Source organism: Amycolatopsis sp. WAC 04182, assembly GCF_003947465.1.
In the GTDB taxonomy this organism is placed as follows: Bacteria; Actinomycetota; Actinomycetes; order Mycobacteriales; family Pseudonocardiaceae; genus Amycolatopsis.
In genome coordinates this window covers 66413-78553 of the sequence record NZ_QHJJ01000010.1, presented here as the reverse complement: position 1 = coordinate 78553, position 12141 = coordinate 66413, and the positions used below count along the sequence as shown (strand labels likewise).

Below are 12141 nucleotides of genomic sequence, written 5' to 3'. Positions count from 1 at the left end.
GAGGGTGGGGATCAACCTCCGGGTCGACGCGGTAGAACGCCCGGTCACGCCACGCTCTCCGCATGAGAAAAACGTTGGCGATACTGGCTTTCCTGCCCCTCACCATGGCCGTCCCAGCGACCGCCGAAGCGGCCCCGGCACTGAAGTGGACGTCACCGTGTCCGGACTACGGCATGACACCCTCGCCGACCGCGGGCCTCGAATGCGCGAAACTCAAGGTGCCGCTGGACTACGCCGACCCCGGCGGGCGGACCATCGAACTCACCGTCTCCCGTAAGGCGAGCACCTCGCCGAAGCGCCGCGGTGTGCTGCTCATGAATCCCGGCGGCCCGGGGAGCCCCGGCCTGGCGATGCCCGCGCAACTCGCTCAGCGTCAGGGACAGTCCGGCCTGCTCGAGAGTTACGACGTCATCGGTTTCGATCCGCGCGGGACCACCTACAGCACGCCGGTGACCTGTGACCTCACCGAGGAGCAGAGGTTCATCCTCGTCGGCCCGTACGCGGAGGGCCCGCGCGATGTCGCCGAGAAGGCGGCGAAGTCGCGTGTGGTGGCGAAGCAATGTGCCGAGTCGAAGACGGCGGATCTCCTGCCGCAGATGACCACCGCCAATACCGCGCGCGATATGGACCGCATCCGGGAGGCGCTGGGGGAGCGGAAGATCTCGTACTACGGCGTCTCGTACGGGAGCTATCTCGGTGCCGCCTACGCGTCGATGTTCCCGGCGCGCACGGATCGGATCGTGCTGGACAGCCTTCTCGGTGCCGACGGCCTGGACGTCCGGGCGCACCAGCGCTTCGCGGACGGCTTCGACGACCGCTTCGGCGACTTCACGGCTTGGGCGGCGGCGCGGGACGGCGTCTACCACCTCGGGCGGACGCAGGCCGAGGTGACGGCGAAGTTCTTCGAGCTGGTCGAAAAGACCCCGGGAATCCGAAGCGATACCTGGGGTGCGCTGTACGACGACGCGAACTTCCCCGGTCTCGCCGAGAAATGGTCCGCTCCGGCAGCGAAGGCGCAGGGCGGGCCGCTTGACTCGGACAACCACGCCGCGCTCCAGCTCCAGATGCTCTGCAACGACTCCGACTGGCCGGAAAGCGTGCGCTACTACCAAAAGGCGGTCGAACGGGCCCGCGTGACGCATCCGATGTTCGGCCCGGCAGCCGCCAACATCACCCCCTGCGCGTTCTGGCCGGTCGAGCGCCGTGAGCCTCCGGTGCGGATCCACGACCGCGGCCCGTCGAACATCCTGCTGGTGCAGAACCTTCGCGATCCGGCCACGCCGCTCGTCGGCGCCCGCGAACTGCGGTCGGCGCTGGGCGCGCGGGCGAAGTTCGTCACCGTGGACGCCGGCGGGCACGGCGTCTTCACCAAGGAGAACGCCTGCGGGAACGACGCCGTGGTGCGCTATCTGCGGGACGGCGACCTCCCGGCCGCCGACGCGCACTGTCCGGCTTGATCAGGAGAACAGGAAGACGATCGAACCGATCCAGCCGAGGCCGCCGAGCAGCATCACCGGCCCGAGGGTGAACACCAGCACGGTGACCGCGGCGGATTCGGGCGATGTGTACGGGGAGATCCCGAAGCCGGATCCGCGCTTGATCGCCCATCCCACGGCGAGAGTCACGACCGCCGATCCTGCCAGCGTCAGAAAAGACGGCCAAGCGAGGCCATTGCCGTCACCGACCACGATCGCGATCGGTGTCAGGAGCGTCCAGGCGATCGGAGCTACGAGATGCGTGCCCAGCCGGGCGAAGCCGTCCACCGAAATCCCCACGAGCAAGGCTAACCCGCCCGCGGCTTGGCCGTAGTTGGGCCGAACGGCCGCTTGTACGCCCGGTAGCAGGACAAATACTTTCGAAATGTCGTGCAAGTCATACGGCGATTCACGGTGGCGAAAGGTGGTACGCCATGAAGAGGACGGCTTCCCGGACGGGGATCCTGGCGGCGCTCGTCGGGCTGGCGGTGACGGCGCTGACCGCCGTCGCGAGTCCCGCGCACGCCGGACCGGTCCAGCATCAGGCAGCGACCGACGCGCAGGCGGTGGCGGCCTATTGGACGCCTGAGCGGATGCGGTCGGCGGTGCCGATCGAACGGCTGGTCCAGGCGCCCGCCTTCACACCGAAGGACGTCGCGAAGGGCAAGAGCACGATCATCCAGAGCATCCCCAACGGTGGCGGCGCGTGGACCGGGGCCGGCAAGGTCGTCCAGACCGCGGGCCGGGTGTTCTTCACCATGGGCGGGCGGAACGCGTCGTGCTCCGGTGACGCGGTCACCAGCGCCAACGGCAGTGTCGTGATCACCGCCGGGCACTGCGTGAAGTACCAGGGCGCCTGGCACACGAACTGGACCTTCGCCCCCGGCTACAACAACGGCAACACGCCCTACGGCACCTGGGCCGCGAAGACCACGCTGACCACTCCGCAGTGGGAAGCGAGCGAGGACATGAACTACGACATCGGCGCGGCCGTGGTCAACCCGCTCAACGGGCAGAAGCTGACTGACGTCGTCGGCGCGCAGGGGATCGCGTTCAACCAGGCGCGCAACCAGTCGATGTACACGTTCGGGTACCCGGCGGCCGCACCGTACGACGGCTCGAAGCTGATCTACTGCAGCGGGAGCACGTTCACCGACTTCCTGCTCACCAAGGACCACGGGATGAGCTGCGACATGACCGGTGGTTCGAGCGGCGGCCCATGGTTCCTCAACTTCAGCGAGGCGACCGGCGCGGGCGTCCAGGCCTCGGTGAACAGCTTCGGCTACACCTTCCTGCCCGGTTACATGTTCGGCCCGTACTTCGGCACGGACGCGCAGAACCTCTACAACAAGGCCCAGGCCGCCTGATCAGCCCGCCGCCCGTCCACGTTTTGGGACTTTCGTCCCGGTGGGCGGGCGGCTTTCGGCGCGGCATATCCTGGTCCGGTGAACTGGACAGTGGACGTTCCCGTCGACACGCTCCCCGAACTGCCTCCTCTGCCTCCCGAGCTGCGTGATCGGCTCGACGACGCGCTTTCCCGGCCCGCGGCGCAGCAGCCCGAGTGGCCGGACGCCGAGCTGACGAAGCGTGTCCGCGGCGTGCTGGAGAGTGTGCCGCCGATCACCGTCCCCGCCGAGATCGACCGTCTTTCCGACCGGCTCGCGATGGTCGCCCGCGGCGAGGCGTTCCTGCTCCAGGGCGGTGACTGCGCGGAGACGTTCGAGTCGAACACCGAACCGCATATCCGCGCCAACCTGCGCACCCTGCTGCAGATGGCCGTCGTCCTCACCTACGGCGCGAGCCTGCCGGTGGTGAAGGTCGGCCGGATCGCCGGCCAGTACGCGAAGCCGCGTTCGGCGTCCACCGACGCGCTCGGCCTGCCGGTGTACCGCGGCGACATCATCAACTCGCTCGTCGCCAAGCCCGAACTCCGCGTGCCCGACCCCGGCCGGATGATCCGCGCCTACGCGAACGCGGGCGCCGCGATGAACCTCGTCCGCGCCCTCACCGGCGCCGGCATGGCGGACCTGCACCAGGTGCACGACTGGAACAAGGACTTCGTGAAGTCCTCGCCCGCCAGCGAGCGCTACGAGGCGCTGGCCGCGGAGATCGACCGCGGCCTGCGGTTCATGTCGGCCTGCGGCGTCACCGACTCCTCGCTCCAGTCCACTGAGATCTTCGCCAGCCACGAGGCGCTGCTGCTGGACTACGAGCGCTCCATGCTGCGGATGGACCGCGCGGACGCGGCGAACCCCAAGCTGTACAACCTGTCGTCGCACTTCCTGTGGGTGGGCGAGCGGACAAGGCAGCTCGACGGCGCGCACATCGCCTTCGCCGAACTGCTGGCCAACCCGATCGGCCTCAAGATCGGCCCGACGACCACGCCGGAGCAGGCCGTCGAGTACGTCCGCCGCCTCGACCCGCGCAACGAGCCCGGCCGCCTGACGCTGATCGCCCGGATGGGCAACGGCAAGGTCCGCGAGGTGCTGCCCGCGATCGTCGAGAAGGTCGAGGCGTCCGGGCACAAGGTCATCTGGCAGTGCGACCCGATGCACGGCAACACGCACGAGTCCTCGACGGGCTACAAGACCCGGCACTTCGACCGGATCGTCGACGAGGTGCAGGGCTTCTTCGAGGTGCACCGCAAGCTCGGCACGTACCCGGGCGGCATCCATGTCGAGCTGACCGGCGAGGACGTCACCGAATGCCTCGGCGGCGCGCAGGAGATCTCGGATCTGGACCTTTCGGGCCGGTACGAGACCGCGTGCGACCCGCGCCTGAACACGCAGCAGTCGCTGGAGCTGGCGTTCCTGGTCGCGGAGATGCTGCGCGGCTGACGCCTCTCACGACTGACATGAAAGGCCCCTTCATTGCAAAATTTGCAATGAAGGGGCCTTTCATGTCACGCGCTAGGCGGTGTCCAGCAGCCTCGCGGCCGACTTGAGCACTCCGTCCCGCAGCGAACCCACGTCCGAGACCGCCGCCCCGTTCGCCTGAAGTCCGATGTGGACCGAGTCGCGATAGGTCGCCACCGCGATCCCGACCGCCTGCCGCGGCGCCAGCGGCACGAACGGGTACACGCCGGCGACCTTCGTCCCGTCGAGGGTGAGCCGGTTGGGCGGCACCGGCACCGTGGTGATCACGAGGTCGAACAGCAGCGGCGCGGCCAGCCCGGCGGCCTTCGAACCGAGCCGGTGCAGCATCGGCGGCATCCGGTCGGCGAGCAGCGGGAACGCGCCCGGGCCCCGCGCGGGGCCCGCCGCCTTGTTCCGGCTCATTTCGCGCTGGACGGCCAGCAGTCGCTCCACCGGGTCGTCGAGGCCGACCGGCAGCTCGCAGAGATAGCCGGACAGCTTGTTCCCGCCGAGTTGCTCGGCGGAACGCCCGCGCACGCTGACCGGGATGAGCGCCCGCAGCGTCCGGTCGTCGGCGCGCTGGCCGCGGTTGATCATCCAGTCGCGCAGCGCGCCGCTGAGGATCGCCAGCACGACGTCGTTGGCGGTCCCGCCGTGGGCCCGGCGGATCCGCCGGATCTCGGCGGTGTCCAGCCGGACGAGGCCGAGTCGTCGTTCGGTCGACGGCGGCGCGCTGATCGGTGACAGCGGCGAACGGGTCGCGCGGACGACCGAAGAGGCGATCCCGGCCTGGGCCAGCGTCGAGCCGACGGCCTCCTTGACAGCGTCCACAGGGGAGCGAGGCGCGGGCGGCACGGACCCGCTGTGCGGACGCCTCGGCGCGCGCGGGAGGTCGTCGAGCAGGCCCACGGCGATGGCGTACGCGCCCGCCCCGTCGGTGAGGGCGTGGTGCAGTTTCAGCAGCAACGCGAACTCGCCGTCCGGCAGGCCGGTGACGAGATGCAAGTCCCACAAGGGTTTTCCGGTGTCGAGCGGCCGTCCCATCCAGCGCGAGGCGTAGGCGGAGAGCGGGTCCGGTTCGTACAGGGAGCTCAGGTGATGATGTGAAATATGTTCACTGGCAACGAAATCGGGGTCCTCGGCCCAGACGGCGGCACCGGGCGGGAACAGCGCGGTACGCGGGCGCTGACGCAGCTTCGGGAGCCGTGCGGCCCGCTCGGCCAGCAGCGCGGTCAGCCTACGCGCGTGCACCTGCCCGTGCGGACGGAAGGTGACCGCCGCGCCCATGTGCATGGGCGTCGTTTCGCTTTCCATGCAAAGGAAAGCGACATCGAGTGCGCTCAGCTGGGGGCCTGACATCAGTGACCTTTCTCGGAACCGGGGGCGATGGGCACAACTGCACCAGCCTGACATGACGAGCGGGTGGTCGTCATGTTTCAGGGGCGCTAACTACCGCTGGTTTCACTCGAACGATGGGATCACGTTCGGACATGGACCACGGCTCTGCGGCAGATGGTGGACAAGTGCGTCCCCGGGTAACTCGTTAGCGGATCATCCGAGGAAACCGGCAGACTGCACCACCATGACCGACGAACCGAAGCGCCCCGAACCGCCGCTCACCGGCGACGAGCGCACGCAGCTGAACGGCTTCCTCGACTTCCTCCGCGCCACCGTCGTGTGGAAATGTTCCGGCCTCACCGACGAGCAGGCCCGCCGTCCGCTCGTCCCCAGCGAACTGACCACCGTCGCCGGTCTGCTCGGGCATCTGACGCTCGTCGAGCAGTACTGGTTCAACGTGGTGCTCAACGGGCAGGAGGACGTCTGGAAGGAGGCACTGGAGGTCGATCCGGACGCCGAGTTCCGGGTCGCCATGCAGACCCCGATCGAGCAGCTGATCGCCGCCTACGAGGCCGAGTGCGAGCGGAGCCGCGCGATCGTCGCCGCGATGGGGCTGGACGACGAGGTCCCCTTCCGCGGCGACCGCAAGGTCAACGTCCGGTTCGTGGTCGCGCACATGATCGAGGAGACCGGCAGGCACGCCGGCCACCTCGACCTGTTGCGCGAACTGACCGACGGTCTCACCGGGGAGTAGTGCGGCGAGGGGGTAGCGGGAAGAACCCGCTGGTCCGCTCGACGTATGCCGCGTATCCCGGCCGGGAACGCCGCAAACCCTTCTCCAGCAAAGGTTTTCCGGTCCCCTTGGCCAGCGTGTACGTCATCGCGATCGGCGACAGGATCGTCGCCGCCCCCACCCAGCTCGTACACGCCAGCAGATACAGGCCCCACCACACGCACGCGTCGCCGAAGTAGTTCGGATGCCGGGTATAGCGCCACAGCCCGCTGTCGAGGACCTTCCCCTTGTTCGCCGGGTCGGCCTTGAAACGCCGCAGCTGTTCGTCGCCGATCGTCTCGAACCCGAAGCCGGCCAGCCACAGCGCGACACCGAGCCACGCCGTCACCCCGAAGGTGCCGCCGTACATCGCGAACTGGACCGGCAGCGAGACGAACCACAGCACCACCGCCTGGACCAGGTACACGCGGACGAAGAGCTTGAGCGCCGGATTCTCCCCGGCGTTCTCCGCCATCCGCACGTACCGCGGGTCTTCGGGCAGTTTGTGGTTGCGCAGGTGGAGGTGGACGCCGAGGCGCACACCCCAGATCGTGGTCAGCAGCGCGGTGACCACGCGCAGCGCCACCGACCCGTCCCCGAGCGGTGCCGCCACCAGCGCGACGAGCGCGAAGCCCGGCCCCCAGAACGTGTCGACGGTGTCGTACCGCTTGCGCCACCGCGCGATGCCGAAGGTGACGACGAAGGCCACGAGGGTCGCGCCCGCGGTCACCGCGAGGGTCCCGCCGAGGGGCATCAGGACCACTCCCGGGTGGCGGGCAGCGCGCTCAAGCCTTCATCGGAGGGGCGGACCGCCAGGATCTGGTCCACGCCCATCCGGTTCTCCTCGAACGCGAGCGCGCCGCCGACCAGGTACAGCCGCCAGACCCGCGCACCGGACTCACCGATCAGAGCCACGACGTCGTCCCAGTTGCTTTCGAGCGTCCGCTCCCACGCCCGGACCGTACGCACGTAGTGCTCGCGCAGCGCGTGGACGTCGCGGATCTCGAACCCTGCGGTCTCCAGATGCCCGAGCGTGCGGCTCAGCGGCCGCATCGTCATGTCGGGGGCGATGTAGCGCTCGATGAACGCGCCGCCGCCGGGGGCCACCGCGCCGCGCGACATCTGCTGCAGGACCAGCCGTCCGGTGGGCTTGAGCATCCGGTACAGCGTCCGCGTGTACTCGGGGTAGTTCTCCTCGCCGACGTGTTCACCCATCTCGATGGACGCGACCGCGTCGAACGGCTCATCATGCAGTTCGCGATAGTCCTGCCGCCGGACCTCGACCCGTTCCTCCAGATCGTGCTGGGCGAGGCGGCCTCGGACGTGCTGCTGTTGCTCCGCCGACAGCGTGATCCCGATGGCCTGGACGCCGTGGTGCTTCGCGGCGTGCACCAGCAGCGAGCCCCAGCCGCAGCCGACGTCGAGCAGCCGCATCCCGGGCCGCAGGCCGAGCTTGCGGCAGATCAGCTCGAGTTTGTCCCATTGAGCCTGCTCGACGCCGTATCCGTCCTCGTCGGAGGTCCAGTAGCCGGACGAGTAGGCCATCGATTCGTCGAGCAACAGCTGGTAGAACGCGTTGCCGAGGTCGTAGTGGTGCGCGATGGCCGACTTGTCGCGAAGCAGGGTGTGCAGCTTCCCGGACAACCGGGCTTCCTCGGCGGGCGGTTTGGGCGGCGGCCCGACGACACCGAGGCGCACGGCGATCCGCAGCGCCTCGGCCCATTCGCGCGGGCCCAGACTGACGCCGCGCAGGGCACCCGATCGGGTCAGCGCCCAGATCCGGCGGAATCCGTCGGTGAGGTCGCCTTCGACATCGAGATCACCGGAGACGTAGGCCCTCGCCAGACCCAATTCGCCGGGGGCGTAGAGGAGACGGCGGAGGGCACGCCGGTTGCGGAGTACCACGGTCGGCGCATCCGGCGGACCGGCACGTACGCCATCCCAGGTACGCAGACCGACCGGGAGGGAGCCGCCGAGGAGCCGCTCGGCGAACGGGACTAGGCGGGACGCGGGACTGTTCGGCATAGTCGTCATTCGCTCCCGGACCGGAAAGGGATGGGTCGGATGCTCAGCCGGTTCACGAGATCCAATCCTCGCCCGATCCGGCTCCGAATGCCTCATGTGCACACCAAGGGTCAACGCATCGGAGTCATCGGCAGCGGCGTCGCCGGGCTCACGGCGGCCTACCTGCTCCAACGCCGCTACGAGGTATTGCTGTTCGAAGCCGACGACAGGCTGGGCGGGCACGCGCACACCCACGACGTCCCGAGCGCGCACGGCGGCACCGTCGGCGTCGACTCCGGGTTCATCGTGCACAACGAGCGCACCTATCCGAATCTCCTCCGCCTGTTCGCCGAACTGGGCGTCGCCACCCGCGACACCGAGATGTCGATGAGCATCCGCTGCGACGGCTGCGGTCTCGAGTACGCCGGCGCCAAGGGACTGAAGGGCCTGTTCGCCCAGCCGCGCAACGTCGCACGCGGGAGCTATCTGCGGATGCTCGCCGACGTCAAGCGCTTCCACCGGCACGCGAAGCGCGTCCTCGACGCACCCGAGGCCGGAGACGTCACCCTCGGCGCCTTCCTCGCGATCGGCGGGTACACGAAGTACTTCGTCGACCACTTCATGCTCCCGATCGTCTCGACCGTCTGGTCCGCGGACCGCACCGACACCCTGAAGTACCCCGCGCGCTACCTCTTCGAGTTCCTGCGCAACCACGGGATGCTGTCGGTCGGCGGGTCCCCGAGGTGGCGCACCGTCGTCGGCGGCTCGCGCGAATACGTCGAGCTGGCCGCCAAGCAGCTGACCGCCGTGCATCTGTCGACGCCGGTCCGCTCGGTCAAGCGCACCGCGAGGGGGATCGAGGTCCGCGACGACGCCGACACGCGGCACCGGCTGGACAAGGTCGTCCTGGCCACGCACGCGGACCAGGCGCTGAAGCTGCTCACTTCGCCGACCGCGGCCGAGCGCGAGGTCCTCGGCGCGTTCCGGTACTCCAGCAACGAGGCGTGGCTGCACACCGACACCGGTGTGCTCCCGGCAGCGGACTCGGCGCGGGCTGGCTGGAACTACGCCACCCCGTTCTGCGGTGCCGGCCACGGCGCGGTCCGGGTGTCCTACGACATGAACCGCCTGATGCGGCTCGACGAACCGACCGGCTACGTCGTCACGCTCAACCCCGGCGCCGTGCCCGAGGCCGGTTCGGTGCTGGCCAAGATGACCTACGAACACCCCGTCTACACCCCGGAATCCGTGGCCGCCCAGCGTCGCCTGCCCGAGCTCAACGACGACACAGTCGCCTTCGCCGGCGCGTACCACGGCTGGGGGTTCCACGAGGACGGCTGCGCTTCCGGTGTCCGCGCGGCCGAGAACTTCGAGGTGCGCTGGTGACCGTCATGGCCGTGCTCTACGACTCCACGGTGGCGCATGTCCGGCGCGAAGACCCGCCGATGTCGTTCGCCCACCGGATCTACCTGTGGTTCATCGACCTCGATATGCCGCCGAAGCTGCCATGGTGGCTGCGCCCCTTCGCTCGCTTCGACCCGCGAGACCACTTCGCGCCCGAGGACACCTCCAGCATCAGGTCCAAATTGGACCGCTGGCTCGCGGCGCGCGGCGTCGACCTTCGCGGCGGCCGGGTGCTGATGCTGGCCGGCGCTCGGATGCTCGGCCACAACTTCAACCCGATCACCCTGTACTGGTGCCACCGGCCCGACGGTGGACTGGAATGCGTGGTCGCCGAGGTCCACAACACCTACGGCGGCAGGCACGCGTACCTCCTGCGGCCCGACGCGGACGGGAACGCCTTCGCGGACAAGGAGTTCTACGTCTCGCCGTTCCAGTCGATGGACGGCGAGTACCGGATGGCGGTGCCGAGGCCGGAGTCGCTGCTCTCGGTCAAGATCGCCCTCCACCAGTACGGGCGGACGCCGCTGACCGCGTCGCTGCGGGGCGTGCGGCGGCCCGCAACCACGAGATGGCTGGCGCACCTGCTGATCACCCGCCCGCTCATGCCGCACCGGGTCTCCGCGCTGATCCGGCGGCACGGGGTCAGACTGTGGTTGAAGAAGGCGCCGATCACCCGGCGGACGCCGCAGACGGCCGGAGGCAGGCTTGATGGATGAATCGGCACGCCCGCGCCGGATGGCGCCCGTCCCCGGCGACGGCGAACCGGCCGGACCGACGGCCGAGGAACTGCTCGTCCGGGTCGCGAAGGGCGACGAGCGCGCCTTCGACGCCCTCTACGACCGGCTCGCCGGCCCGGTCCTCGGCCTCGTGCGCCGGATCCTCCGTGACGCCGCGCAGTCCGAAGAGGTCACTCAGGAGGTCATGGTGGAGCTGTGGCGCACGGCCGCGCGCTACTCCCCGGAGCGGGGGAGCGCGCTGAACTGGGCCATGACGCTCGCGCACCGCCGTGCCGTCGACCGCGTCCGCTCGGCGCGCGCCAGTTCGGATCGCGAGGTCAAGGCGACCTTCGAGGCCGCCCGCGCCCGGCCCTTCGACGAGGTGGCCGAGGCCGTCGCGGCCCGCTGGGAACGGTCGCAGGTACGCCGCTGTCTCACGACCTTGACCGAGCTGCAACGGGAATCCGTGCTGCTCGCCTACTACCAGGGCTATACCTATCGCGAGGTCTCAGAGGTGCTGCAGACCCCGCACGGAACCATCAAGACCCGGCTCCGGGACGGCCTGATCAGGCTCCGGGACTGTTTGGGGGTGACGGCATGACCATGCCCGAGATGCACACGCTCACCGGCGCCTACGCCGTCGACGCGCTGTCCGAAGTGGAGCGTGCCCAGTTCCAGCGGCACCTCGCCGAATGCGCGTCGTGCGCGCAAGAGGTCCTCGAACTGCAGATGACCGCGACCCGGCTCGGTGCCGCGCTGGCCGAAGACCCGCCGCCCGAGCTCAAACGCCGCGTGCTCGCCGAGGCGATGGCGACCAGGCAGCAGCCGCCGAAGACGCGGTTCGGCGCCGGGGAGCGCGTCAAGGACAGGCGTCGCGCCCCGCGCTGGGCGATCGCCGCGGTCGCGGCGGCGGTCGTCGGGCTGGCGGGCACCGCCGTGTTCGGCGGGATCGCCTACGACAACCACTCGCAGCTGACCGCAGCGCGAGAGCGGGCGGCGGAGTACGCGGACCGGTACGCCCCGGTCGCCGACGTCCTTTCGGCCGCCGACCTCCGGACCGGGCACGCCGAGACCTCTGCTGGTGGCGGCGGGACTGTGATGATGTCGCGCGCGAAGGACCGGCTGGTGTTCATGGCGGCGCAGCTGCCGAAGAACGAACCGGGCCGGATCTACCAGGCCTGGCTGATGTACCCGGGCACCGCGCCCAAACCCGCCGGGCTCATTTCCGGTGGTCAGGACGGTGCGCTGCTGGTCGCCGACGGTCTCGGCGGGGCCGAGAAGTTCGCGCTCAGCGTCGAACAGGCGGGCGGATCACCGACGGGATCACCGTCGAAGGACGTCGTCATGGTCATGTCCATGCCCACCTGATCCCCGCTTTTACCAGGCCGCCGTTCGCCGCCGCGACCGGGTCTCGCTCTTGCGCCCGCGAACATGTTGTGGCAAAACACCTTTGCGACACACGGCGTGGCTACTGGATTCGAGCCAGCCTGGTGCATACCGTCCTGCTTCAACGTCGGCAGTTGACATAACTCTCAATCTGAACTTCAGCTCGAGGGTTCGGCCCAGGCTCAGCGACC

Annotated in this window: 12 protein-coding genes; 8 read left to right on the top strand and 4 right to left on the bottom strand. The window is 69.3% G+C overall.

Features of this window, described 5'->3' with window-relative positions:
- The first annotated feature begins 62 nt into the window (after nucleotides 1–62).
- Nucleotides 63–1457: an alpha/beta hydrolase gene (locus tag DMH01_RS39960; RefSeq protein ID WP_125684282.1), complete on the top strand. Its 1395-nt coding sequence runs from the start codon at nucleotides 63–65 to the stop codon at nucleotides 1455–1457.
- Here the strand turns inward: DMH01_RS39960 and DMH01_RS39955 are convergent, their stop codons facing one another.
- The gene (locus DMH01_RS39955) at nucleotides 1458–1775 is read right to left on the bottom strand and encodes a hypothetical protein (RefSeq protein WP_125684280.1); all 318 of its coding nucleotides are present in this window, start codon (nucleotides 1773–1775) and stop codon (nucleotides 1458–1460) included.
- Between the two features lie 134 nt (nucleotides 1776–1909).
- On the opposite strand from DMH01_RS39955, the gene DMH01_RS39950 reads away from it, so the two are divergent.
- Together DMH01_RS39950 and DMH01_RS39945 are read left to right on the top strand one after the other, a co-directional pair.
- Complete coding sequence (locus tag DMH01_RS39950) at nucleotides 1910–2842, top strand: serine protease (RefSeq protein WP_125684278.1); 933 nt, start codon at nucleotides 1910–1912, stop codon at nucleotides 2840–2842.
- Nucleotides 2843–2920: 78 nt separating this feature from the next.
- A complete protein-coding gene (locus DMH01_RS39945; RefSeq protein ID WP_199745804.1) occupies nucleotides 2921–4312 on the top strand; it encodes a class II 3-deoxy-7-phosphoheptulonate synthase in 1392 nt (463 codons plus the stop codon).
- A gap of 72 nt (nucleotides 4313–4384) precedes the next feature.
- Here DMH01_RS39945 and DMH01_RS39940 read toward each other — a convergent pair whose 3' ends face one another.
- Entirely contained in the window at nucleotides 4385–5689 is a 1305-nt protein-coding gene (locus DMH01_RS39940) for a wax ester/triacylglycerol synthase family O-acyltransferase (protein ID WP_199745803.1), read from the bottom strand.
- 223 nt (nucleotides 5690–5912) lie between these two features.
- On the opposite strand from DMH01_RS39940, the gene DMH01_RS39935 reads away from it, so the two are divergent.
- On the top strand, nucleotides 5913–6422 hold the full coding sequence (locus DMH01_RS39935; protein ID WP_125684276.1) for a DinB family protein: 510 nt from the start codon (nucleotides 5913–5915) through the stop codon (nucleotides 6420–6422).
- Here DMH01_RS39935 and DMH01_RS39930 read toward each other — a convergent pair.
- Complete coding sequence (locus DMH01_RS39930) at nucleotides 6409–7194, bottom strand: DUF1295 domain-containing protein (protein WP_125684274.1); 786 nt, start codon at nucleotides 7192–7194, stop codon at nucleotides 6409–6411. The genes DMH01_RS39935 and DMH01_RS39930 overlap by 14 nt on opposite strands.
- Nucleotides 7194–8465 (bottom strand): cyclopropane-fatty-acyl-phospholipid synthase family protein, encoded by a 1272-nt coding sequence (locus DMH01_RS39925; RefSeq protein WP_125684272.1) that lies wholly within the window; start codon nucleotides 8463–8465, stop codon nucleotides 7194–7196. The genes DMH01_RS39930 and DMH01_RS39925 overlap by 1 nt, the downstream gene beginning before the upstream one ends.
- A gap of 87 nt (nucleotides 8466–8552) precedes the next feature.
- Between DMH01_RS39925 and DMH01_RS39920 the strand changes: the two genes are divergently transcribed.
- Genes DMH01_RS39920 through DMH01_RS39905 form a run of 4 tightly spaced genes read left to right on the top strand, consistent with a single transcriptional unit; the run spans nucleotide 8553 to nucleotide 11932 of the window.
- Nucleotides 8553–9830: an NAD(P)/FAD-dependent oxidoreductase gene (locus DMH01_RS39920; RefSeq protein ID WP_233621858.1), complete on the top strand. Its 1278-nt coding sequence runs from the start codon at nucleotides 8553–8555 to the stop codon at nucleotides 9828–9830.
- Nucleotides 9831–9835: 5 nt separating this feature from the next.
- A complete protein-coding gene (locus DMH01_RS39915) occupies nucleotides 9836–10564 on the top strand; it encodes a DUF1365 domain-containing protein (RefSeq protein ID WP_199745813.1) in 729 nt (242 codons plus the stop codon).
- Nucleotides 10557–11165, top strand: coding sequence for an ECF RNA polymerase sigma factor SigK (gene sigK, locus DMH01_RS39910; RefSeq protein WP_125684268.1), 609 nt, complete (start codon nucleotides 10557–10559; stop codon nucleotides 11163–11165). Before DMH01_RS39915 ends, sigK begins: the two co-directional genes overlap by 8 nt.
- Nucleotides 11162–11932 carry an anti-sigma factor domain-containing protein gene (locus tag DMH01_RS39905; protein ID WP_125684266.1) on the top strand — a complete coding sequence of 257 codons (771 nt, stop codon included), beginning with the start codon at nucleotides 11162–11164 and terminating at the stop codon, nucleotides 11930–11932. Before sigK ends, DMH01_RS39905 begins: the two co-directional genes overlap by 4 nt.
- Nucleotides 11933–12141: the final 209 nt, after the last annotated feature.